Below are 26,652 nucleotides of genomic sequence, written 5' to 3' on the forward strand. Positions count from 1 at the left end.
TTTGCAACAAAATCGCCTTGTTCCACAACAATTGATTTCCCACCTTTTGTTCTTTGGATAGATTTGATACCGCAGTTAAATAACCCACACTATCCAAAACCTCAAATATGAACTCCAAACCTTTAGCGGTTCATCTCAATAGGTTTCTATTCCTATTGTTTTTCACAGCCTTCGTAACGTTGTCCCAAGCACAGCTTTCAGTACCATTTGAACCTCGGTTGTCCGGTGAGAATATGATGGTGAAAGGGGACTTGGTATATGTAGCGAACAATATTGTCAGTATAGCCAGCAATCCCAATGCCGATTACAATGGAGGTTCCAGTAACCAAAATGTGAACATGGATTACATCGATATCGATGGTGATCCGTCCACTTTTAGCTCCAGTAGTGCTGAGTTGAATGCTCCCAGTTGTTCAGCAGTGGTGTATGCCGGTCTGTATTGGGGAGGTATTTACAGGGATACCAATAGGGACGATCCCTATAAACAAGTGAAATTTAAAATTCCGGGAGGCTCTTATGTGGATATAGGTCCGGATAGTGATTCCATTTTCCAATTTGAACAGATCTATGATAAAGATGGCGATCGAGATGGCGATGGTGTCACCGACCCTGGAATTGTGGATGTGGACTATTTGAGCGGGGTCAATATGACCTCTTACCTTAATTATGCAAATGTGACCCATTTGTTATCAGGTCTAAGTGATCCCAATGGGGAATATACCGTTGCCAATGTGGTGGCGTCGACGGGAGAAAAAAACGTAAGTGCGGGCTGGACCATGGTCGTTATCTATGAAAACCAAAACTCGACCAGTAAATATATTTCGACTTTTGATGGGTATGCAGCAATGGGAAGTACTTACCGTGAAACAAACGTACCCTTTAGTGGGTTCAAGACAGTACCGGCCCCTTTGCCCGTTAAAGCCGTAATCGGTGCAGGTACCATGGACGGGGACAGGGTTACCGGCCCGAGTATGCGATTTAGGGCCAATTCGAGTGATAGTTGGACCTATTTGAGTGATGCTGTCAACCCGAGCAATAATGTTTTTAACAGTACTATTAGTCATTTGGGGAGTTGGGTGGATACTCGAACCCCAAATAGCCATAATACTTTGGGATGGGATGCCGATATCTTGAACTTGCCCAATCCTGGTAATAATGTACTGCCCAACGATCACGACAGTGGTGAGATCTTGATTCATACCTCCAGCGAAGGGGTTATACTTTTTTTGACCACAGTGTCAGTGGAAATCATCAACCCGGAAATCATTGTGGAGAAAAGGGTAGAGGATTTAGCGGCAAACGATATTACCGGAGCGGGGGTCAACCTTGGCCAGTCTTTGGAATATGTTTTGCGTTTTTGGAACCGGGGCAATGATGATGCCGAGAATTTTACGATCCGTGACGTACTTCCAGACAATGTTGATTTGGATAACATTGATTTATCAGGAGCACCTGGTGCTACGATGTCTACAAGCGGTACGGACCCAGAGGAGGTGACATTTCAAATACCCGATGCCCTTGTAACGGAAGGTGGTAGTACCTATGAGATCAGAATTCGAGTGGATGTGTCAGATGATTGTCACGATTTTGTTGCAGCGTGTAGTTCCACGATTGACAATATTGCCTATGCTACCTATGAAGGTAGGACCAGTGGACAGACCATATCCGATGATCCGAGCGTATCCAGTGTCAACAGTTGTGGTTTTGTGACAACTGGAGCCACTAACTTTTTATTGGATGACCTTGCGGATTGTATTTTTGAAAGTGAGGTTCAAATCTGTGGAGATAGTGCAGATATTACGGCAGGGCAGGGATATGATACCTATACATGGTACCGTGACCTGAACAGTAATGGACAGATAGATGCCTCGGATACAGTTTATGATGACAGCGATCCAGACGGGGACCCGACAACGGTCACAGTACAGGAAAGCGGTCATTATTTGGTAAAAAAGGAATCTGCAAGTTGTGGGACCAATATAGAATCCATGGAGGTAACGCGTTTCGGCACCACTCAGGTAAATCCCATAATCACTTATTTCAATACACTGAACAATGATGCTGACATCACCAACGATATGCAAGGGGAAATAGTATCCTGTGCAAATGACGGTTCACAATTACCACAGCTATTTCTTTGCGGTACCAATGATTCACAAGACATAACACTCAATATTACCGATGCCCAATCCATAAGGTGGGAGAAATTGGACGAAGCCAGTTGTGCGCCCACCAATATCGATTGTCCCAATACGCAAATGGGCTGTACATGGAATCAGGTGGATACTGGGAATTCGTTCACGGCTGATACGGGAGGGCGTTATCGATTGGTGCTGTCGTATTCCGGAGGGTGCAACAGTATTTTTTACTTTGATGTATTCCAGAACAATCTTGATTTTGACTACGACACACAACATATATTCTGTTCCACCGATGGCTACATCAGAATCCAAAATGTAGGTTCTGGTTATGGATATCAATTAGTGGATACTTCATCGGAAACTGTTTTGGTTTCCTATGCCGATAACAATGGACCAAACTTTGACATAAACACTCCAGGTACCTACCGAGTGGATTTTACCCAATTGAATCCTTCAACAGGAGACCCTTTGGAAGGTAGTTGTATTTTCAGTACGGAAGAAATCGGAATACAGAGAAGGGAACTCAATATAAGTCTGACCACGGAACCAGTAACTTGTTTGGGACAGGGGAGTGTGCGAATCCAAGCCACCCAAGCAAGGGGCAACTATCATTACAGATTGTATGAGGATGATGGGAGTGGAAACCCTGGAACATTGATTGATAGTGAACTTACCCAAGCCGTTAGCGATTTCACATTCGACGGGCTCAATTCTGGCGACTATGTGGTGGAGGTTCGAACAGATGATGGTTGCGAAGAAGTTGGAACATTTACCATAGATGAAATACCAGATCCAGTTGTAACTGCATCTACCACCAAGCAAATTACCTGTACGGACGGAGTTGTTACATTGAATGCTTCACAAGGCGATCCAAACCCATCTTATCTGTATGCTATTTGGGAAAAAGATGGAAGCACAGCATATAATGACATTTCTGATATTCCTTCCACAGAGTTCCAACGGGATACCATAGCACCGGGAGTTTTTAATTTCCCCTCTGGTAATGAAGGAACCTACCGATTTGTGGTAGTGGATGGGAACAACTGTTGGTCACTGTCCAACGAGATTACCATTAATGATTTGGGAGGACTGTCCGTGGCAGCACCTACCATAAATTCGGAGATTACTTGCGAAGGATCAAATACTGGTCAGGTGACCATGAACGTATCCGGTGCCCAAACACCATATTCCTATAGTATTGATAATTGGTCAACCCAACAGAACGACCCGACCTTCGTGAACCTTTCCCCGGGTTCGCACACAATCAAGGTTCGCAGTGCCGATGGTTGTGAAGATCAAATAAACTTTACATTGGATGATCCAGAGACCTTTAAGGCCAATGCCGGTATATCCAGTACGGGAACATGTGATGTGAATGGAAATTCCGAAGTGAGGTTTACCAATGTGGAAGGAGGGACTGCTCCCTACGAGTTCAGTTTTGATGGAGGAAGTTCCTTTGTTCTTGATGACCCCATGGACTCTTCGGTAAGAACAAGTTTATTGCCATCAGGAAACCACATTCTGGTTGCAAGGGATGCGCGTGGTTGTGAGATTATATTGCCCATTACCATAGATCCACAGTTACCTGTTCCAAATTTTGATATGGATCTTGCATACGATTGTGATGGCAATGGAAATGTAGTGCTTAGTCCAGATCAGACCGTTTATGACTATAATTATACTATAAATACTTCGCCAAGTGTAACATCAACCGATGGAACCTTTTCCGGCATTAGTCCGGGAACTTACACCATTACAGTGGAATATACAGAAAGTGACCCACCCAATCCCAGTGTTTTGTTATTGGAGGATTTTGGAAGTGGTCCAACTGTGGACAGCCAATTCACCCAGGGTTATGGTTACGAAGACCAGGTGGGAAGCAATACCCATATCAACGATTTTGAATATTCCGTGACCAGCAGTATTGTCTCGCCATTCGGTGCTTGGTTGAATCCTAGCGATCATACATCCGGAGGTTCCGATTCAAACGGGCGATATTTTGTGATCAATGTTGGAACACCCTCGCCCGATCAAGTGATCTATCAAAAACCGATAAGGGATATCATTCCCAATCAGGATATGGAAGTGTCCTTTGCGGCGATAAACCTTTTGGGCAGTGGAACTAAATTAGATCCCGATCTATGGGTGCAAATGAGGGTTCCAGGAACGACCACTGTTGTTGGTGAGGTTCAAACCAACGATATCCCCAAGAGTAAGGTTTGGGAAATTTTCGAGTTTACCATGAACCCTGGGATTCACACTGAGCTGGATTTTGTGCTGATATCGAAAAAGAGTGGAAACAATGGAAATGATGTGGCCATCGATGATATTTTAGTGGAACAGGTGCCCCTATCCTGTCCAAGAACCATGGACATCCCCGTGGTGATCGAAGCCGGTAACGGTTTTGGGGCAAGTGTACTCGGACATACCGATATTACTTGTAATGGGGCCAATGATGGTTCCATCACTTTTGAAGTGGAAAATTTTGAAGCTACAGCAGGCTTTGAATACTCCATTGATGGTGGAAGTAATTGGATTGCATCAACAATATCACCTATTACTACCACAACGGCATTCCCCTCGGGAAATCAAACTGTGGTGGTAAGAAAGGCGGATGAGACCACTTGCTCAATCACACTTAACCAAACTATTGATGAACCAGCAGCACTTTCCATTAATACGAACATTCTTCAAAACCCGAGTTGTAGTGACCCTGTTGGAACAATTGAAGCAACAGTAACAGGTGGAACACCTACCTATGAATATGCCCTTCAAGATGGTTCAGGAAACGACTTGGTAACTTTTGCGGCCGCCAATGGAGATACCTTTAACGGGTTATCAGCTGGTGATTACATTATTTTGGCGCGGGATATCAACGGATGCACCGTCAGTAGTGCCACAGTTACATTGAACGATCCAAGCCCTTTGTCATACGATGTTGATTATACAAACTGCTACGATGGGGGAAACAATGCATCCATCGATATAACGGTAACTTCGGGTAATGGCGGGTACCTTTTCCAAATAGATGGAGGACCTTGGCAAACACCAAACCCAAGTACGCCCGATACCTATACCTTTTCAGGATTGGCCAATGGCACTTATGATATTAATGTGAAGGATGCCTTGGGATGTGATGATACCATTACCCAAATAACCATTGATTCACAGTTATTGGTCAACGTAACGACAACAGATGTGAGCAGTTGTGCTGATGGATCTGTGGAAGTAAATGCTACCGGTGGTAACGGTACCTTGCTCTACGCTCTGGTTCCGAATGGGGCTACACCGGCTCCCACCGACTTTGTGGCAACCACCAGTTTCCCGATTGATAATGCTTTGGCCACAGCAAACCCAACTGGATTTGACCTCTATGTTCGTGATAACAATGGAGCCTCATCCTACTGTGAAGTAGTTGAAGAAGATATTATGGTCAATCCAGCTGTGGACTGGGAAGTCGCAGCTGTGCCCGAAGATCCTAATTGTAATGGAGGGAACGGAAGTATAGTGGCCCATGTTCAATTGAACGGGGGAGGTAGTCTATCACCGGCACAAATCACACAAGCAGGGCCGTTTAAATATTCGTTGTATCAAGGGGTAACAGAGATTGCCTCTGTTTCCAATTTGGCCGCTACCACATATACGTTCAACAATGTGGTTGCAGGTACCTATGAAGTTCGGATTACAGATGGTTTGGGATGTACTTTGTCGTTGGGTAGCATTGATGTCATAGACCCGCCGATGTTGACGGCCGATGTTGATACTGATTTTCCTACCACGGGTGTTTGTGCCCCCGCGATAGGTTTTACTTTTGAAAACTATCCCACTTCTGGGCTGAGCGGTACTTTGCAGTTTAGTGCAGATTATGGAAACACATGGCAGACAAGTGAAACCTTTACCGGATTTACATCGGGCGAAGAGGTAAAACCCTCCATTCGTACAGTGGATGGAAGTGGAAATACCCTTTGCCGGTATGATTTGCCGCAATATACGCTGACCTATCCTTTGGACGATTTGGACATCACGATCAATGCAACGGTGGACCTGTGCAATGAATTACTTGTTAGTGTTCAAGGTTCAAAGGGAGATGCCCCTTATGTATATACCTACACAGAGGACCCAATCAATTTTGACCCCTATGATGCTTCCACATCATGGACCTCCCCTCCGCAAGGATTGAATGACCCTTATTGGTTTACGGGACTAACTCCGGGAAGGACCTATGTTTTCTTCGTTAAAGATGATAGTGGTTGTATTCGACAAAGCACCGTGAATGTGAATGATTTGTCTACCGTGGATTTGCCCATAGAGATTACAGATTCAGTGACACCCAGTTGCCATGGTGCAGACAGTGGAGGAATCACATTTACTTTGAATCCAGATGTTGCCGAACCTGAAATGAGATGGGAGCTTTTCGAGGTTGGTAATTCAACTCCTGTTGAAGTAAGTGGTGGAGGAGGTTCCGCAATCAATGTAACCTATACCAACACGCTTGATTTTACTGGATTGCCCGTTGGGGAGTATTATATTGAGGTCACACAGGTCAATGGTAGTGGAGTGGATACCTGCCACGGAGGGAGTGAAAATGTACTGATCGAGGAACAGCTCCCGATTACTGCAGATGTTACCGCAACTCAAGAAATAGGATGTAGTCAACCTGGACTGATCTCAATCACCAATATTAACGGAGGAACCGCCCCGTATACCTTCGATGTATCAGGTCCAAGTGGATTCAGCGCTATCATGGCAACTGCACAAAACCCAGTTGAAATACCTGCAAACTCACCAGCAGGTGATTATGATGTTACTGTAACCGATGTGTACGGGTGCACAACCAGTATTCCGTACACCGTTGCGATGACGTTGACACCCAACCCTACCATTGATGATATTCAAGTGGCCAACTGTGATGGCAATATTGAGGTTACGGTGTCCGCCAGTTCTGGTGCGGGCAGTTATAGATATGCCATGGTTGACGACGGAGATATACCCACATCTTATTTGAACAATGGAGGTGTATTTTCGGGAATGGCACCTGGCGATTATGATTTTTATGTCATTGATGGCAATGGATGTTCTTTTGAGTCATCAACGCTTACCATATACCCGCCATTGCAGGCCAATGCTCAATTGACCAAGTTATTGGATTGTTCGGGAACACCAGATGGAACCATTGAAATTGAAGCATTGCAAGGTTCCGGAACCTATGAATATTCCGTGGAAAACCTTACTACTGCTTCAATGGAGGTTACAAAAACCTCAATGGGCGGCAGTTCCACTGTATACCACCCTTCAGTGGCAGGTACTTATGAAATCAAAGTTTATGTGGATGCCACTTCGGATCATGAAGCCTGTGAACGTACATTCACGATTGTGGTTCCAGACAAAATAGAACCCGACTTTACCGCAACCCCGACTGATGTAAGTTGCAATGGTGCAAATGACGGAAGCATAGCAGTAAGACAGACCGATAACGGAATCACACCATTGACCTATGAATTGTTGGACAGTGGGTTGACCCCAATCCCGTCGGGAGATTTTACCTGGGATGCAACAACACGTACTTTCCAGGGCTTGGCCCCTGGTGATTATGTGGTAAGGGCCACAGGAACAAACAATTGTGAAACGGACATCGTTGTTCCTACCATCAATGAGCCAACTCCAATTGTAGTGAACATTCCTACTGCGGATGTGGTTCAGTTTGGGTGCGCGGCAGGAAACAACCCTGACAATGCGATCATTACGGTAAATTCCACCTCGATTTCTGGAGGAACGGGTACTTATGTCCGATATGAATTTGTGGACCCATCAAGCCATGTGGTTCAAGATGGCAACAACAACCAATTGATCGTTACCGATTTTACGGGAGGAACCTACACCATCAATGTGTATGACGATTCAGGGTGTGTGGGAACCAGTACGGCCACCATCAATCAGTTTGATGAGTTACAAGATGCTACCATTAATGTGAATTATGATATCTCTTGTGCCAATGGTGGTGAGACCATAACCATTACAGCACACGGTTTATTGACCGATTCGAAAGTTGGTCCCCATGATTACGAATTTGAAGAAATTGCCTCAGGAAATACCAATGCTGTAGGTACATTCACAGGTTTGCAAGTTGGTTTACACTCATTTAGAGTGACCAACACAGATACCGGATGTTCCATTGTGGTTACCCACAATGTGGAAGAAATCGAACCGTTCCAGGTCAATATGATCGAGGATGCCCCCGTGGTTTGTGCAGGTGATGATGCCGAATATCATTTTGAGTTGACAGGTGGATATTCAGGTGGTTTCACTTTTACTGTTTATGACACGAACGGCACATTGAGCGATACCAGTGATGATACCCAGTTTGGTCCTCTTGGAAGCGGAAGTGGAACAACAAGTGGAAACATTGACCTGCCCAAGGGTTCATATCGCGTTGAGGTGGTTCAGACCGATTTACCGCGTTGTACCGAAGCAACCACTGTTACCGTGGGAGGGGCTGATACTATATTGGATGCCACGATAACCGAAATTGGAAGTGCATCCTGTTCCAATGATCAAGGAAGGTTGTCCGTAGCACCAACTGGTGGCGTGGCACCGTACACGATTTCGATACCTTCCCTTGGATTGACACAGGCCGATGTGTACAGTTATGTCTTTACGGATTTGGACGATGGAAACTATACGGTCGAAGTTACCGATACTGCAGGATGCACCAACCTTTCATTGAACGGAACCATACAAACCGTTGATCCATTATTGGCGGACATCAATCCGACCGCACAAACGTTGGATTGTATCGGGGATGCAGATGGAAGTATATTGGCCAACCTCACTTCAGGTGGGGTGGGAACCATTCTTTACAGTTTGAACAAGCTAGAGGGCGGAAGCATAATTTCAACCACTTCTAAGCAATCATCAAATGCGTTCAATAACCTGAATGCAGGTACGTATTCCATTACCATAAGTGATGATGCAGGTTGTACCTTTACCACCAGCGAGGTTATAATAGAAGACCCAATACCTGTACGGGGAGACCTTGTGGTGTCCAGGGAACTTAGCTGTGATACGGATGCCCAACTTACGCTTACTGCGGAAGGAGGTACACCATTTGCAGGTAATGTGTATCAGTTTAGTACATCGGAAACGGGACCTTTTACCGATATGTCCGGAGGAAACACACATACTTTTGATGTGAGCCCAGATACAGTTCCATATCAATATTATGTACGAGATGCCAATGGATGTGAGCCAGCGATCAGCAATGCCATTATGGTAAGTCCTGTAGCTCCGTTGACTGCCATAGTGGACGAATCTGCGGCGTCGGTAAACTGTAATGGGGACAGCACAGCATCCATTACCGTAGATGCCGATGGAGGGCTAGGAAACTATGTTTATGGATTATATGAGGATAGTGCGATGACCATTTCCTTGGCACCGACCAATACAAATGGCTATTTTGATGGACTTTCGCAAGGAACCTATTATGTAGGAGTGACCAGTGGGGATTGCGAATGGGTATCAACGGCCATCATAATAGAAGAACCAGCGCCTCTTGCCGTAACAAGCAATATATCCGATGTAAGTTGTATGGGTGCTGATGACGGTAGTATCGCACTCAGCGTATCAGGAGGAACAACGGATTATCAATATGCAATTTCGCCGGACCTGAACCAGTTTGATTCTGAAGACACTTTTACGGATTTGGCCGCAGGTGATTACACCGTAATCGTACAAGATGCCAATGGTTGTTTTGAAGTGTTGGATTTTACTATAACCGAACCTGATGCTTTGATTTTGAGTACGACTGCTGAAGATGAAGTTTGTTTTGGTAGTGAAGACGGTTTGATCACTTTGGATATCCAAGGAGGAACTGCACCGTATAGTACAAGCTTAAATTCAAGTCAAGATGAGAACTTTGCCGAGGGACTGATGAGCTACGGCAACTTGGCAAGTGGTAACCATGTCGTTTTTGTAAGGGATGCCAATGGCTGTACCACCAATCAAGTGGTCACCATAGCACCAGGAGTGAACCTGGAAGCTAATGTTGAGGTTGTTTATGAATGTGATGGGGATTCGCCCACGAATTACCTTGCTATCGAGTTTGAAGATCAGAGCGTTGCCCCGGACTTGTTATATGGGCTGGATTCCACTGATCCCGACGATATGGTCTTAACACCCGATTTTACCAACTTGGAACAAGGAGAGCATACCCTCATTGTGGCACATGCCAATGGTTGCGACCGAACCTTCACTTTTGAAGTGGAAGGGTTTGAGCCATTGACTTTGGAACTGAGCAATGACAATATCAACGAGATTACCGCTTTGGCCTCAGGAGGGAATCCTGATTATACTTTTGAAGTTGATGGCGAATCCTATGGGGATGACAACACATTCATGATTCGTGAAACCAAGACCTACGTGGTAACGGTTACCGATGAAAATGGATGTAGTGTTACGAAGGAGATCGATATGAAATTCATAGATATCGAAATCCCTAACTTCTTCACTCCTGATGGAGATGGTCTCAACGATACTTGGAAACCTAGAAATATCGAAGCGTTTCCCAATATTACCATGTCCATTTTTGATAGGTATGGTAGAACAATCTACCGAATGCTTCAGGATACCGATGGTTGGGACGGCTTCTACAATAAAGCCGATTTACCAACAGGTGATTATTGGTATATCATCAAACTGAATGGAGATGAGGATACCCGTGAATTTGTAGGGCATTTTACACTCTACAGATAAAAAAGGAGTGACCCAATAGAACAAAAAGGACGTTTAAAACGTCCTTTTTTTATTGATACCTCCAACTGGTCAAATCTGCTCTTGGTGGGGCACTTTCAGCAATACGTTTCATGATTTTGGGTACGTACATCGAATTATAGCGTAAACGGCTTATGGCATTGGGCTGGTCGGGGTCTCCGTTCCAGCAGTGTTCCGCCCGGTCACCGTACAATACTTCGCCATCATAATAGGGTTCGCTGGTACTTTCCAGAAAATCTTCCATCAAATAGACGGCATTGTTCAAATAGTAGTTGTCCATATCACCACAGTAGATATGGATCTTGCCTTTCAACTTGGGACCCAGTTTATCCCAGTCACGTTCAAGGATATGCCGTAGGTCGTAGTTTTCTTTCCAATACTCGGCTACTTCATGGTCAATATCCCCGGTCATTTTGTCCCAAATCCGTACGGGGTATCCATCCTTACCTTGGGGCGAGTAGGTGGCTTCCCAAATATCCCATTGCTGCCCAGATCTGGATTTATCGCCCAATACCAATTCCAAATGGTTGCCTTGGCGTAATGTGGATTGAATGTCCCCTAAATAATTTCGATGGGAGGGAACTTCCAATTGCTTATGGGCGGAATCGTAATAGTAGGCATTGTCGTCCTCGTATATATTGGTAAGGCAATAGGCCCTAAAGTCGATTGGGTCTGGGCAAGCGGCAAAACAACCATTGTATTCATCCGGATATTTTACCTGAACGGCCAGGGCTTCCCAACCACCCGTGGACCCACCGTATAAAAATCTGGACCAGCCTTCTCCCATACCACGGAATTGTTCCTCGATGGCGGGTATCAGTTCGTAGGTAATGGCATCTCCGTAAGGCCCTTGGCTTGCGGAGTTTACCGCGTAGGAATCATCGTAGTAGGGTGTGGGGTGTTGAATTTCTATGATGAGGAAACGGGGGAAGTCCGGTTCGTTCCATCGTTTATAAAAATCATAGGCTTCTTGTTGTTGAATAATATTGTAACCGTCCAAATCAAAACGGGAAGAATAAGTTGGTTCTAAATTAGGGTCGGGCGGAGTGGTACGGAAACTTCCAAAATCGCTCGGAAAATGCCCATGGAAAACCATTAAAGGGTATTTTGCCTCAGGATGTTCATCAAAACCTTTGGGCAATAATACATGGGCACCCAAATACATGTCCCTTCCGTAGAACTCCGATAATTTTTCAGATTTGATTTTGATGTGCTTGATCCACTCCGTGTCCTCGGGTTCGGGTATAGGGGGAATCTTTTGATCCATTACCACGGAAATGTTTTCAATACCATTTTCGCCAACGGTTATTTTGAAAGGCTTGCTGTACAGGTTACCGGGAGAGGTGTTCCAATGCTGGCCTTCGCCATTGTCCATGGGAAGTTTCACGGTATGGCCAGTGGATAAATTGAAGGTTTCGTACACATGTAAAAGTGCTTGGACATTATATGCTCCGGGAGGTACATCTTTCAAACTGGGATAGGGGTATCCAAAAATGGATTCATCAAACGTAATGGATTTACCTGGTGACATACCGTCCACATTCATTCCAAAAATGAGCTGGGTGTTCAAGCCATCACCTATTTGAAAACGAGGCTCCTTGCTATCGTCAGAAGAAAGCATCAGTAACAGTCGGCCATCTTTGTTTTCGGCACTTGCTGTTTCATTAAAACTTACTTCGATGTTGAATTTTGATTTTTTGGTTTGACTGCATGATAAAAAAAATAGGCAGCAGCAAAAAAATAAGAAGTGTTTGGTCATAACGGTTGGGTTTTGGATGAATAAGATAGTCCATTTTACCCAATGACCAAAGTATAAAGGCCTATTTATAAGTGTATTCGTTGGGTTCGATATGGATGAGTACGTGCCCTAGGTTGGGAATTTCCTTGCGGAGGTAATCTTTAAGTTCATGAGCGATCCAATGCCCTTTCTCCACAGAAATCTTACCATCCACGATGGCATGTAGGTCCACATGGTATTTCATGCCCGATTTTCTGATGAAACATTTTTCGGTTCCCAGTATACCTTCGACCTGGGAAGATTTCTTCCGTATTTCCAAAATGAGTTCATCGTATTGGTGCTCGTCCATGATCTCGCCAAGGGCAGGACGAAATATCAAATAACCATTATATAGGATAAAGGCCGATGCCAACAATGCGGCCCAGTCATCTGCAGTTTCATAGCCTTCTCCAAATATAAGCGCAATGGAAATCCCCAAGAAAGCCATTACGGAGGTTATCGCATCGCTCCTGTGGTGCCAAGCATCTGCCCGCAAGGAGGAGCTTTGGGTCTGCTTACTTTTTCTAATGACGACTTGGAACGAAATTTCCTTCCAAAAAATAATACCGCCCAAGACGAACAATGTCCATGGTTCCGGAACCTTGTGAGGGGTTTGAATGTGTTGAATACTTTCATAAGCGATAATGGTTGCCGATGTGACCAAAAAGGCCACCACAATAAATGTGATCAAGGGTTCTATTTTTCCATGCCCGTAGGGGTGGTTTTCATCTGGTGGCTTTTCAGCATATTTGAAGCCCAATAACACCAAAAAGGAAGAAAAAATATCGGTCGTGGATTCTATGGCATCAGCGATGAGTGCATAGGAGTTTCCAAAAAAACCTGCCAGTCCTTTTATCAAGGCCAGACCTATGTTGCCCAGTATGCTGAAATAGGTGGTTCGTATGGCTGTTTTTTCGTTGTTCATGATTTCCTATGGAATTATGCTAAGATCGTGATTGCAGATTAAAATTTCATCAAAAAAATCCCCGACACTTGATAAATTCCAAGGTCGGGGATTAAAAAAACAGAATGGTTAGGTCATTGCAGTTATGACAATACTGCCTGCGCAGCCGCTACCCTTGCAATGGGTACCCTGAATGGGGAACAGCTTACGTAGTTCATTCCCACTTTTTGACAGAAACCTACGGAACTTGGTTCGCCACCATGTTCTCCACAGATTCCCACTTTAAGGCCTGGGTGTGTTTCACGTCCCCGTTGGGTTCCCAATTTTACCAATTGACCAACACCTTCTTGGTCCAATATCTCAAAAGGATCTGCTTTTAGGATGCCTTTTTCAAGGTAGGTGGGCAAGAACTTACCGGAATCGTCCCTAGAGTATCCAAAGGTCATCTGGGTAAGGTCGTTGGTTCCGAAAGAGAAGAAATCCGCTTTTTCGGCAATTTTATCGGCAATCAATGCGGCTCTTGGGGTTTCTATCATGGTACCTACGGAATATTCCACCGTGTCCTTGCGTTTTTTGAATACCTCTTCAGCAGTTACGTCAATAATTGCTTTTTGTTGTATAAATTCCTCCACGGTACCTACCAACGGAATCATGATTTCGGGTTTTATGGTAATACCGTCCTTTTTCACTTTAAGGGCAGCCTCTAAAATGGCCTGTGTCTGCATTTCAGTAATTTCTGGATAGGTATTTCCCAATCTACAGCCTCGGTGTCCCATCATGGGGTTGAACTCTTCCAGTTCGGCAACTTTGCTTTTTACGGCGGCCAAGGAAATGTGCAATTCTTCGGCCAGCTCTTTTTGGGTTGCCAGTTGATGGGGCACAAACTCATGCAATGGTGGATCCAGCAACCTCACGGTAACAGGGTGGCCTTCCATGGCCCTAAAGATTCCCTCAAAGTCGTTACGTTGCATGGGAAGCAATTCTTTCAGTGCTTGTTTGCGCCCTTTAACGGTATCGGCCAAAATCATTTCCCGCATGGCCTTTATACGATCTACTTCGAAGAACATGTGTTCGGTACGGGTCAATCCAATGCCTTTTGCCCCAAAATTCCGTGCAATCAAGGCATCTTTTGGTGTATCGGCATTTGTTCTTATCTCCATAGTGGCATAGTTGTCGGATAATTCCATCAACTCGGCAAATTCTCCGCTCAATTCCGGTTCTTTGGTACCTACTTTTCCTTCTAAAATGTTACCTGTGGAACCGTTGATGGAAATCCAATCGCCTTCATGGTATTCATGCCCATCAACCTTAAGTGTCCTTGTTTTGTAATTGATTTTCAGGGCACCTGCTCCGGAAACACAGCACTTACCGATCCCACGTGCAACAACCGCTGCGTGAGAGGTCATACCACCACGGGCGGTCACGATCCCTTTGGCCAGGTTCATACCTTCCACATCTTCGGGAGAGGTTTCCACACGAACCAAAATACTGTTCTTGAATTTATCGGCTTCATCTGCAAAGAAAACAATCTGGCCGGTGGCCGCTCCTGGAGAAGCGGGCAATCCTTGTGCGATCACGTCTGCTTCTTCCAATGCTTCAGGATCAAAGATGGGGTGCAAAAGTTCGTTTAGTTTGTTGGGCTCTATGCGCATTAGGGCCGTTTTTTCATCTATCAATCCTTCTTTGAGCAAGTCCATGGCGATCTTTACCATGGCCGCACCGGTACGTTTACCATTACGGGTCTGCAAAATCCAGAGTTTACCTTGTTGAATGGTAAACTCCATATCCTGCATGTCCTGGTAATGTGTTTCCAGTTTATTTTGGTATTCGAACAGTTCCTTGTAAATATCGGGCATCAGTTCTTCCAGGGAAGGGTAACTTTCTTTACGCTCTTCCTCATCCACTTGGGCGAGTTTTGCCCAACGTTGGGAGCCCAGTAAGGTAATTTGTTGTGGGGTACGGACCCCTGCGACTACATCTTCGCCCTGTGCGTTGATAAGGTATTCGCCATTGAACATATTTTCTCCAGTTCCGGCATCCCTGGTAAAGCATACCCCGGTACCTGAATCTTCTCCCATATTACCAAATACCATGGCTTGGACGTTCACTGCGGTTCCCCAATCTTCTGGGTATCCATGCATTTTTCGGTAATAAATGGCACGGTCGCCGTTCCAGCTATCGAATACAGCGGCAATGGCCCCCCAAAGTTGGTCCCATGGATTGTTTGGGAAAGGTTTTCCTGTTCTTTTTTTAACGATGTCCTTAAAATCATAAACCAAATCCTGAAGGTCTTGAACGGTAAATTGAGTGTCTTGTTCAATCCTTCTTTTATCCTTTAAATGATCGATGATTTCTTCAAATGGGTCCAAATCATCCTTGGACTCGGGTTTGAGCCCCATGACAACGCTACTGTACATTTGAATGAACCGACGGTAGGAATCCCAAGCAAAACGTTCGTTTCCCGTCATTTTAATGACACCTTTGATGGATTCATCATTAAGGCCAAGGTTGAGTACGGTATCCATCATACCGGGCATGGAAACCCGCGCACCGGAACGGACCGAAATCAACAGGGGATTTTCGTCATCTCCGAAAATGGCCCCCATGGTTTCCTCGATACGTGTTATGGCTGCCCGTACTTCTGGCTCGATTCGATTTATCACGGATTCCCTACCTTCTTCGTTGTATTGGGTACAAACCTCAGTGGTTATTGTAAAACCTGGAGGTACGGGAATACCAATACGGCTCATTTCGGCCAAGTTGGCTCCTTTGCCACCAAGCAGATTCTTCATATCACGCCCACCATCGGCTTTTTTATTGCCAAAGGAATATACGTTGAGCTGCTTTTCTATTACTGTTTCCATAGGAACATCTATTATTTAGAGATTGATATATGTTAAAATCGATATGTAAAAGTAGCTGCTATATTATCCTCAGAACATGATAAAAATCAGCATTTTGGGCTGAAACAATGCTTTAAGCCAATTCTTACCCACTTTTGGACCATGAAAAAAAAGTTAAGGGGTATGGCTACTTGATGTTTGGATGGATTGTTATGAATGGAAAGGAGATAAACCTTTGAATATCAGCATTATTAAATTTTATTGAGTCTTGATAGCTAAAAATCAGGTTTTTAGGAAAAAACTGACATTTATCATCTTTTAGAAATTTTTCATAAAGGATCTTTGACCCAACAAAAACCAAAAAACATAATTAGCAATGCAGTATCATACATCACATCGACAGTCGCTCTTAAAAACAGCAATCCTTTGGATAACATTTTCCATTGTGCCTCTTGCGCTTTCGGCACAGAACTATAAACTAAACAATGGAGAAGGGGAGGTAATGGTAACTGGAACTTCGACTCTACATGATTGGGAGGAGGTTGCAGAACAAAAATCAGGTTCGATTACTTTGGACAACACAGGTGATCTTCCCAAAATCAACACGTTGAAGTTTACAGTGGAAGCCGAAAGTCTAAAAAGTGGAAAAGGAGCCATGGACAAGAATACTTACAAGGCACTCGAAACAAAAAAACACAAACAAATTGTATTTGAGTTGAAAAGTGTGAAGAGTATCTCACCGGTGACCTCTACTTCCAATAAGTACAAAGTGGTTGCCACAGGTGACCTTACCATAGCTGGAAGCACCAATGTAATTGAACTTCCTTTCAACCTGACCCTGAATAATGGAACGGTATTGTTGGAAGGCAAAAAAGCTTTAAAAATGACCGATTTCAACGTTGACCCGCCCAAAGCGCTTTTGGGTACCATTACTACAGGGGATGACATAGAAATCCACTATAACACCGTTTGGAAATAATTAATCTTAATACTCAACTAATAAATCCACAACAATGAAAAAACACACAAAATTTGGACTATTGGCTGCTACTTTCCTAGTAGGCCTATCGGGATATTCCCAAAATCGTCAACTTGATAATTTCCGTTCGCCGGACAAAAATGGAGTAAATGTTTTTGAAGCTCCAAAAGATAGCGTTTCCACCTTTGATGGTGTGAAAGTAAGAGTGGGTGGGTCATCCACATTACAGTTCCAAGCCATAGATCATGAAAACTCAGGAGCTGTCGAATTAATCGAAATAGGGGATAACTTTAACTTGGCAACCGCAAACTTGGATTTGGACGTGGCATTGGCCAAAGGTGTTAGAATGCACTTGAGAACCTATTTGTCCTCTCGCCACCACCCAGAGCCTTATGTGAAAGGCGGTTATTTTCAAGTGGATAACTTGGATTTCATCAGTCCTGGATTTTTGGAAGATGCCATGAAGTATCTTACCATTAAAGTGGGGCATATGGAAAACAACTACGGTGATGCCCACTTTAGAAGAACAGACAACGCCCAGGCCATGCACAACCCATTTGTTGGTAACTTGATCATGGATGCGTTTACCACAGAAGTAGGTGGAGAGGTTTATTTCAGAAAAAATGGATTCATCGGAATGTTTGGCCTATCCAATGGTAAATTGAACCAAGCGGTCAGCAATCCAGAGACTACTGGAGCATCTATCTTGGCCAAGTTGGGATATGATGGTCAAATAAACGAAGATTTAAGACTTAGAATCACAGGTTCCATGTACAGTACAGGTAAATCCAGTAGAGTTTACCTTTATAGCGCAGACCGTTCAGGATCTAGATACTATTTGGTAATGGAGGATACAGAGGCTTCAGCATCCAGTAATTTTAGGTCTGGTAGATACAACCCTGGGTTTAACAATGAGATCACAGCATTCATGATCAACCCATTTGTGAAATGGAAAGGATTGGAATTCTTTGGGACCTTTGAAACTGCCTCAGGAAAGAGTGATTCAGAGACTGATGATAGAAACGCCACCCAATGGGCTGGGGAGTTGATCTACAGATTTGGGAACAATGAGAACTTCTATCTTGGTACACGTTACAATACTGTTACCTCCGATGACCCATCAGGTTCTGAAATAACCATTGATAGGCTCCAATTGGGAGGTGGTGTATTCTTGACCAAGAACATTTTGGCCAAAATAGAATACGTGAACAATACCTATGATGGATATGATACCACAAGTATCTTCCATGATGGTAAATTCAATGGACTTTTATTGGAAGCTGTGATCAGTTTCTAGATTGGAATTGTTTTTGAAAATGACCTGGGGCAGTAATGCCCTAGGTCTTTAATCTTAAAAATAGTATATTAGGTATCATGTTTACCTCAATGCCACATATCACGAAAACCCTATTGTTGGGATTGATTTTTGTTTACGGATTTACTTTCAACGACCCTGAAAGGGAAACCAAGGTCAGGGTTGCTCCAGATAGCGAAGTGGTAATTTCCGGTACTACCAATGTCAATGAGTTTACCTGTACCTATAATTTACAGGAGCAGGAAATGCCGATAAGATTGGAGTATGACGAAAAGTCCGATCAAATTATTTTTAAAAATGCGGAACTTAAGTTGGTCAACGATTGTTTTGATTGTGGTGGAAGGGCTATCAACAGGGATTTTCAAGAGCTGTTGAAAACCGAAAAACACCCTCAAGTAGGTCTTGAACTGCTTTACGTGGAACCACCATCAGCAGACCAAAGTACGGTGGATGTAGGTGTGGAAATAAAAATTGCGGGTGTTTCACGCTCTTACAAAACAGAACTTCATTGTGATCAGTCAAAAAACATTTGTGTCAATGGTACCCTCACTATAAAACTCAGTGATTTTGAACTGGAGGCTCCCAAGAAAATGTTGGGCATGATCAAGGTGGATGACGAAATAAAGATTCATTTGACATTGCAGATGAGCGAAATCTGATTTTAGATTTGTTTCTGTGCGAAAAATCCGTTGGAATTCACTTTTCTAACGGATTTTTAATTTTTTCACATATTTCATAAAACCAATAATCAGTATCTTGTGAATCACATAGGAAACTGAAATTAACTACAAACAATTATGATGAACAGAATTTTATCCACAAAGGGTGTTCTTACCTTTGTCTATACCCTATTTACACTTTCATTTTATGCCCAGGACAATTTTGGGGGACTTGCACTTTATACTGTAAGGGAAAACATGGGAGAGGATGCCAAGGCGACCTTGCAGAAAGTAGCGGATGCCGGCTACTCATACGTTGAGGCAGCAGGATACGAAGACGGAAAGTTTTACGGTATGGAACCCAAAGAGTTCAAATCCTATTTGAAAAGTATTGGGCTAAAACCGGTAAGTACCCATATGGGCGGTGTGACGTTGGAAAATGCAGACCAACAAATCGCGGATACCAAAGCTGCTGGATTCGAATATTTTACCGTTCCAGTTCCTCCAATGGGTATGTTCACTTTTGATCGAGAGAACAGAACCATGGGGATGAAAGGAACCATGAAAGAGTTTGTGGACGTTCTTACCACATTGGGGAAGAAATGTAAAGCGGCAGGATTAAAATTGTTGTACCACAACCACGATTTCGAGTACAAGGACAATGATGATGGGATAAAACCAATTGTGTATTTGTTGGAGAACACGGATCCAAAGTATGTGAATTTCCAAATGGACCTATATTGGGTGACCCGAGCGGGGGCCGACCCAGTTGCTTATTTTGAAAAATACCCAGGAAGATTCAAGTTGTGGCATGTAAAGGACATGGACGAAGAAGGAAAATTTGCGCCAGTAGGGGAAGGGACCATAGATTTTGCGAGGATTTTGAAGGAAAAGAAGACCTCTGGTATGAAAAAGTATTTTGTAGAACAAGATATGACCTGGGACAAGAAACCTTTGGAGGTCATTGAAATCAGCCATAAAGGATTGAAAGAGATAGGGTTCCACTAAAAAAAGAAAGTAACTGTAGTGAAGGTCTTGCCATAAAAAAGGTTAAGAAATCAAAAAAATATTTTTTACAATCGGTTACATTAGTATCTTTGCACCCGCAAAAGTTTGGTCGCGTAGCTCAGCTGGATAGAGCATCTGCCTTCTAAGCAGACGGTCGAAGGTTCGAATCCTTCCGCGATCACTAGAAAAATAAAGGCCTCCAATAAATTGGAGGCTTTTTCGTTTTAGAAGGGTCAAACATAGGTCAAACAATTTCTAAATTTCATGGAAAGTACTATTGATGCACCACTAGCTTTTTTTGATTTCTTTTTTATTGATGAAATAGATGAATATCTATATCAATTCCAAATAGATTGTTCCGGATACAAAGGGGCCTACGACTACAAGGAAATGATTTTTACGTTTGACCATAAAATACAAGTGGACCATAAATCTCCAAAATCTACATTTTCTTACGAACAATATCTAGAGAATCTTTTGTCAAAAGAAATAGTTAAGAGTAAATCATTGATTGAGCAAAATTTCCAAAAGAGGTACTCGGATAAAATAGAAGTTAGAAATTATAGTGATTTTTTACATTTCAAGTTGATAAGATTAAAGGATACTAAAGCATATAGGACTTATCCTTTTGTAAAGAACTTTATCGTTCAATTTCAAGAATACATAGATACTTTTTCTGCATCCAAATCTAGATTGCTGAACAAGAATATTAAAACCAATCCAATCGTAAGTTCATATTTTGGAGTTAAATCAAATATTAAGGCAAGTGTATTCAATGATTTATATGAATTGGCTGAAGAACTTGAGATCATTGACTATGAAATTGTCACTGAACAATCTTTTATAGAAATTCTAAGTGGTAACCCAACAGATAGTGAGGTAATCCGATTTAACTGCAACAATCAGATAGCCGTACATTTTTTAGATTTGATTAGCCCACTGTACTCTCGATTAACATTTTCTGAAATAGCAAAGAGTGAACGCTTTTATAGTAAAGGAGGATCTCTTTTAAAACAAAGTAACTTAGATTCAGCCAAGAGCTTACTGAAAGATAACCATTCACAAGAAAAGGATAGATTAACAAAAATACTTGTCCCTTTTATAGAGGAACTTACCTTATAGTTGACCTTACGGTTCATCTGATACAAGCCTAAAGATTTAAAAATTAAGCTTTTATCAAGTTGTTCTTTTGCTTCATTATTAATCGGATGTGGCCATATCCATAACACATTAAGTTATGGACTTTATTCGAAATGAAGTAAAAGAAATAAAGCAGTTATTACAAAATCAAAATTTAGAACAAAAGGAGATATTCACAGTTGAGGATGCGGCTGCATACCTACAATTGTCGAAATCATGCCTTTACAAGCTTACTAGCAAGCGAGAAATACCTTTCTACAATCCAGGGGGCAAAAAGATTTATTTTAAAAAAGCAGAGCTTCAAGAATGGATTTTCAGTAGTCGAGTCGAATCTACCGCTAGTATTGATTCACAAGTAGAGACCTACTTGAACCGAGAAAATAAAATCTAACGCGATGATAGATTTTATTAAACTCTACTGGAGAGACAAGTGCCTTTTTGAAGCATTTGTCTGTAACCAAGAAAACTTTAAAGATCTCTATTCGGTTTTGAACCAGCATTCTGGTGAAATAAGCTACCCGTATAGAACTAGCCTTGGATGTATGAACATTACAGTGAATGAAAAATCGGCTAATGTCAGGAATTCACTGCACAAACTTCATAATGTAATATTGGAGGACAAAGAGCATAATCACAATGATTTCACATATTCAATGCTCTGTTCTACAATAGACTACTTGTATTGCAACTTATTTGATGTCAATTCAGCTTCTATAACACAAATGGAATTTGGGTTGAACATTGAGACGGAAATTCAATCTGAAGTAATAATTAGGAAAAACTTCCTAATGCATAAACTTAAAGGCTTTAACCATAACAGAGAATATCATGGTAAAGGTCAACTTAAACAATTTGACCATAGTAATTATGTGATCAAAGTGTACGACAAGGCTAAGCAATATTCTATCAAAGACAAGAACATTTTACGTTTTGAACTAAAATTTTTGAAGCAAAAGGAATTTCAAAATTTGGGTATCATTAACCTACAAGATTTAAAATGTAAGGTCAAGCTTAGAAGATTATTTGATTTGTTGCTCCAACGATTTGACGAATTAACAATCATCGATGAAATCGCTGATTCCTCCTCAATTTTGAAAGAGGATAGAATCAAACTATTGGAGTATATGACCCCAACATTTTGGGAGGAAAAATTAAACGGGGTTCATACACAAATAAAATCAAGGCATAGGGACAAATTCAACTCAATTTTGGACAAGTACGATTTGTTGAAAACCAAGAGAGTTTTAAGATACGCCTTGGTCAACAAGTTCAATTACCTAATTGATAACTAAACAATGTGATAAAATCACTACTTCTTATATGGTGATTTTATCACATTAATCAAAAGAAACTATCATGTCAAGCATAAAGATTACATTACGAAATAAACCCAACAAGGATGGAGAATATCCTGTGGTAATGAGGGTTATAAAGAATAGAAGGTCCAAGATAATCACTATTGGACTGTCATGTTATGAAAAGGATTGGGATACAAAAAATCTCCAATTTAAAAGGAGTGCTCCTAACCATGTGCAACGTAATAGAGTGCTCCTAAAACTAAAGGAAAAGGCTTTAAAAATTATTGATGAATTTTATTTAGATGGTATTGATTTTACTCTTGAAGATTTTGAAAACAAGTTCAGAGGTAAAAAGGATAAATCAGATATTACCGTTTTATCTTTTTGGGACGAAAAAGTCGAAGATTTAATCAAAGCAGGGAAGGCAGGTAATGCCAGAGCATACAGGGATGCAAAAATTTCTTTTTTCAAGTTTGAGTCCAATAAAAAAATACGTTTCAATGAAATTACGCCTGCATTACTTGACAAGTATGAAACTCATTTAAGGTCAAGAAACAACACAAATGCAGGCATATCTATTAAAATGAGAACATTACGGGCTTTATATAACGATGCCATGAAGAAGAATATCATTTCAATTCAGTTTTACCCTTTCAAAGTGTATAAGATTTCAAAACTGAAGAGTGATACTGTAAAAAGAGCCTTAACAATTCAGGAGATGAAGGAGTTTAAAAATTTAGATACTTCAGAATACCCTCATCTATTGGATTCAAAGAATTATTTCATGTTCAGCTTTTATACAAGAGGGATGAATTATATAGATATGATGAAACTTAGGTGGGAGGATGTTCATAATGATAGAATTGTGTATAGAAGATCTAAAACAGGCAAACGGTTTATCATCAAAATTCTTGAGCCTGTTAGAGAGATATTAGATTATTACAAGGGTCAACCAAGTTCGACTGGTTACATATTTCCCATGCTCTTAAAGGAAAAAATGACTCCAATGCAGATTGAACACCGCAAGGATAAAACGCTAAAAAAATTCAATAGGGATTTGAAGGAAATAGCCAAGGTACAAGGTATTAATAAGAACATTACGAGTTATGTTGCAAGACACTCATATGCTACTTATTTAAAGCAGAATAATGTTTCAACTGATAAGATATCAGAATCTATGGGGCATGCAAACTTGCAAGTTACCATAAACTACCTAAAGGAGTTTGGCAACGATGTGATTGATGATGCTAATGACGCCCTTTTAGACTTATAAGAGACATAAAATAAACACCAATGTGATAAAGGTTGATTCAGAAATGAATTGACCTTTTTTCATTTATGAATGTATCCATTAAAATAATTATTAACCCTTAAAATCAATAACAATGCAATTAAAACAAAGTAAAAGAGAGAATGTAAAACTACGTTTGGGAATCTCTGGACCGAGTGGGTTCGGAAAAACATATAGTGCCCTACAGCTTGCGTATGGACTCACTGGGGACTGGACTAAGATTGGTGTTATAGATACAGAAAACTCATCTGTATCGCTTTATTCACATCTTGGCACATTCAATGTCCTTGACCTTTACCATCCTTATTCACCTGAACGTTACATAGAAGCTATTCGCGTCTGTGAGGAAGCTGGAATGGAGGTCGTAATAATTGATTCCATTACTCATGAATGGAACGGAACAGGAGGATGCCTACAGATACACGAACAGTTGGGGGGCAGGTTTCAAGATTGGGCCAAGGTCACACCAAGGCACCAATCATTTATTGATAAGATTCTTTCCTCCAAGTGCCACATTATAACAACAACTAGACGGAAGGTTGATTATTCCTTGGATATGGGTGGTAATGGCAGGGCAAAAGTAGTGAAGCATGGTACGAAGGAGATTACCCGAGAAGGGTTTGAGTACGAGTTGACCGTCAACTTTGAATTGGTGAATGACCAACACCTTGCAAAAGTATCAAAGGATCGTACCGGACTGTTCAATGGTAAACCAGAATTTGTGATAAACTCGGCAACAGGAAAAAAACTATTGCAATGGTGTCGTATCGAACCTTTACCATCAAAGAGTATAAATACAAGAATCAAGGAGTGCCTCTCTGTTTCAGAGTTGATGGGTTTGTACAAACAATATCCCAACTACCAGAAATCCCATCAAGCACAGTTCAATCAAAGAAAGTCTGAACTTGAGCAATTGTCCAACCCCAATAACTTTAGTCAAAATGGAACTAGTGTCAACCAATAGAAAAACCCGAACCGAGTCATCCGATAATTCCAACGAATCAGTTGAGTTAATAGGCATAGAGGTACAGGGCGATAGTCTGCAACAACAGAAGCCATTCATTGAGGCCAATACACAAGAAGTTTCCTTGTTGGAACTCAAGAATGAATGCATTGTGCCAGTGTTCTCCAAGGACAATGAACGTACCATCTCTCACCAGGAGTTTATTGAAACGGCACATGAGAGTGTTTGTTCTGTGTATCCGCAGCATAGTATCAATACTCCTGAAATAAGGGTAAGCCATCAGATAAAGGGTAGAACTCCCAATGCCATACACAAGCCAGCCAAGGAGTTGCTTGATCATGAGAGAACGCAGTATTTTGAACGTATGGCGTTCATCATACGGATTCCTTCCATTGTAGAAACTGTGAACGGAAATCAGTTGTCTTTGGTTGTCGGGGGTGTACGTGCCTATAACCATGAGAATTTGTATTCCAAAAAGAGCATGGAACGGTTTAAGTTCTTTATTGGATTTCAGAACATGGTTTGCTGTAACCTTTGTGTATCAACAGATGGGTTTAAATCAGAAGTTAGGGTAGGTAGTTATGCTGAACTAAAGAGCAGTATTGTGGAACTTATCCAATCCTATCAAATGGAGCAACACTTATCGGCTATGCAGGAGTTCACGAATTATGGTCTCTCTGAGTCACAATTTGCCCAACTGATAGGTAAATGTAGGCTTTATAATTATTTGCCTAAAGGTACTCGACAAGAGCTTCCTGATTTGTTGCTCAATGATGGTCAAATAAGTTCAATGGCCAAGGACTATTATCTCGATAGGTCTTTTAGTAGGGATGATGAGGGAAACATCAATCTTTGGAATGTGTTCAATCTATTCACATCAGCAAACAAGTCATCTTACATAGATACGTTTCTTGATAGGAATACCAATGCTTTCAATTTTACACTCGGCTTAAAAGAAGCCATAAGTGGTGATTCTAACTACTCTTGGTTTTTGAGTTGATGATCGGGCCACCTGAAATATGGTGGTCCTATCTATTATTTTTAATAATAGTCGATAATGAAATTACATTAAATGACAAGTAGTTGATTTCTTGTTAAATAATTATATTTGAATCTATCCCCCTATAAGAGTTGATGAAACTCAGAAACCAAAACCACCTTTTGAACAAGCAAAATGGCAAAAAAAATAAGTGAGATTAATTGGTCCAAGCTTTTAAAAGTGGATAGTGCACATTTCACTTCTTGGTTCAACTTGGCAGATGAAAGAATTATAGGAGGGGCAAATATTAAATTCTACGGACTAAAATTCAAGAATGGTAAACCGGACTATAAAGGATTTATTGAATATTTATTTGCACAAACCGAAAAATACGTTTTTGATGAAAAAGAGATAATCGAGATTAAAGAAGATGGTGATTCGCCACAAGAGAAAGCTTTAAGTGTAAATCTTCAACTAAAAGTGGACTGAACTTGGTCTAAAGTTAAGTGATGGTTTTGTTATCTTCAAGGCTAGCCTTGAAGATGGATTCATTAACCATTTAAATCACTTAAAAATGACAAAGAAGAA

Annotated in this window: 15 protein-coding genes and 1 tRNA gene; 13 read left to right on the forward strand and 3 right to left on the reverse strand. The window is 41.8% G+C overall.

The features are described 5' to 3' along the window. The first annotated feature begins 107 nt into the window (after positions 1–107). On the forward strand, positions 108–10,889 hold the full coding sequence (locus tag PY092_RS17415; RefSeq protein WP_275617074.1) for a T9SS type B sorting domain-containing protein: 10,782 nt from the start codon (positions 108–110) through the stop codon (positions 10,887–10,889). A 49-nt stretch (positions 10,890–10,938) separates the two neighbouring features. Here the strand turns inward: PY092_RS17415 and PY092_RS17420 are convergent, their stop codons facing one another. The 3 genes from PY092_RS17420 to ppdK form a co-directional block, all read right to left on the reverse strand. Then, complete coding sequence (locus tag PY092_RS17420; protein ID WP_275617075.1) at positions 10,939–12,666, reverse strand: alpha/beta hydrolase-fold protein; 1,728 nt, start codon at positions 12,664–12,666, stop codon at positions 10,939–10,941. A gap of 61 nt (positions 12,667–12,727) precedes the next feature. Next, on the reverse strand, positions 12,728–13,609 hold the full coding sequence (locus tag PY092_RS17425; RefSeq protein ID WP_275617076.1) for a cation diffusion facilitator family transporter: 882 nt from the start codon (positions 13,607–13,609) through the stop codon (positions 12,728–12,730). 122 nt (positions 13,610–13,731) lie between these two features. Beyond that, entirely contained in the window at positions 13,732–16,452 is a 2,721-nt protein-coding gene (gene ppdK / locus PY092_RS17430; RefSeq protein ID WP_275617077.1) for a pyruvate, phosphate dikinase, read from the reverse strand. A gap of 355 nt (positions 16,453–16,807) precedes the next feature. Here ppdK and PY092_RS17435 point away from each other — a divergent pair, with 355 nt between their 5' ends. From PY092_RS17435 to PY092_RS17490, 12 genes are all read left to right on the forward strand, one after another. After that, positions 16,808–17,410: a YceI family protein gene (locus PY092_RS17435; protein WP_275617078.1), complete on the forward strand. Its 603-nt coding sequence runs from the start codon at positions 16,808–16,810 to the stop codon at positions 17,408–17,410. 34 nt (positions 17,411–17,444) lie between these two features. Continuing rightward, positions 17,445–18,707 (forward strand): hypothetical protein, encoded by a 1,263-nt coding sequence (locus PY092_RS17440; protein ID WP_275617079.1) that lies wholly within the window; start codon positions 17,445–17,447, stop codon positions 18,705–18,707. Positions 18,708–18,796: 89 nt separating this feature from the next. Continuing rightward, a complete protein-coding gene (locus PY092_RS17445) occupies positions 18,797–19,384 on the forward strand; it encodes a YceI family protein (protein ID WP_275617080.1) in 588 nt (195 codons plus the stop codon). Positions 19,385–19,525: 141 nt separating this feature from the next. Continuing rightward, entirely contained in the window at positions 19,526–20,392 is an 867-nt protein-coding gene (locus PY092_RS17450; protein WP_275617090.1) for a sugar phosphate isomerase/epimerase family protein, read from the forward strand. Positions 20,393–20,499: 107 nt separating this feature from the next. Further along, positions 20,500–20,573, forward strand: a tRNA-Arg gene (locus PY092_RS17455). Between the two features lie 83 nt (positions 20,574–20,656). Then, the gene (locus tag PY092_RS17460) at positions 20,657–21,514 is read left to right on the forward strand and encodes a hypothetical protein (protein ID WP_275617081.1); all 858 of its coding nucleotides are present in this window, start codon (positions 20,657–20,659) and stop codon (positions 21,512–21,514) included. A gap of 115 nt (positions 21,515–21,629) precedes the next feature. Then, on the forward strand, positions 21,630–21,923 hold the full coding sequence (locus PY092_RS17465) for a helix-turn-helix domain-containing protein (RefSeq protein WP_275617082.1): 294 nt from the start codon (positions 21,630–21,632) through the stop codon (positions 21,921–21,923). A gap of 397 nt (positions 21,924–22,320) precedes the next feature. After that, the gene (locus PY092_RS17470; RefSeq protein ID WP_275617083.1) at positions 22,321–22,824 is read left to right on the forward strand and encodes a hypothetical protein; all 504 of its coding nucleotides are present in this window, start codon (positions 22,321–22,323) and stop codon (positions 22,822–22,824) included. A 64-nt stretch (positions 22,825–22,888) separates the two neighbouring features. Continuing rightward, entirely contained in the window at positions 22,889–24,103 is a 1,215-nt protein-coding gene (locus PY092_RS17475; protein WP_275617084.1) for a site-specific integrase, read from the forward strand. Between the two features lie 112 nt (positions 24,104–24,215). Continuing rightward, positions 24,216–25,085 (forward strand): AAA family ATPase, encoded by an 870-nt coding sequence (locus PY092_RS17480; RefSeq protein WP_275617085.1) that lies wholly within the window; start codon positions 24,216–24,218, stop codon positions 25,083–25,085. Further along, a complete protein-coding gene (locus PY092_RS17485; protein ID WP_275617086.1) occupies positions 25,063–26,085 on the forward strand; it encodes a DUF3871 family protein in 1,023 nt (340 codons plus the stop codon). Before PY092_RS17480 ends, PY092_RS17485 begins: the two co-directional genes overlap by 23 nt. A 174-nt stretch (positions 26,086–26,259) precedes the next feature. Next, positions 26,260–26,553 carry a Hachiman antiphage defense system protein HamA gene (locus tag PY092_RS17490; RefSeq protein WP_275617087.1) on the forward strand — a complete coding sequence of 98 codons (294 nt, stop codon included), beginning with the start codon at positions 26,260–26,262 and terminating at the stop codon, positions 26,551–26,553. Positions 26,554–26,652 lie beyond the last annotated feature (99 nt).

Origin of the sequence: Flagellimonas yonaguniensis (genome assembly GCF_029193885.1) — a bacterium.
Taxonomy (GTDB): Bacteria; Bacteroidota; Bacteroidia; order Flavobacteriales; family Flavobacteriaceae; genus Flagellimonas; species Flagellimonas yonaguniensis.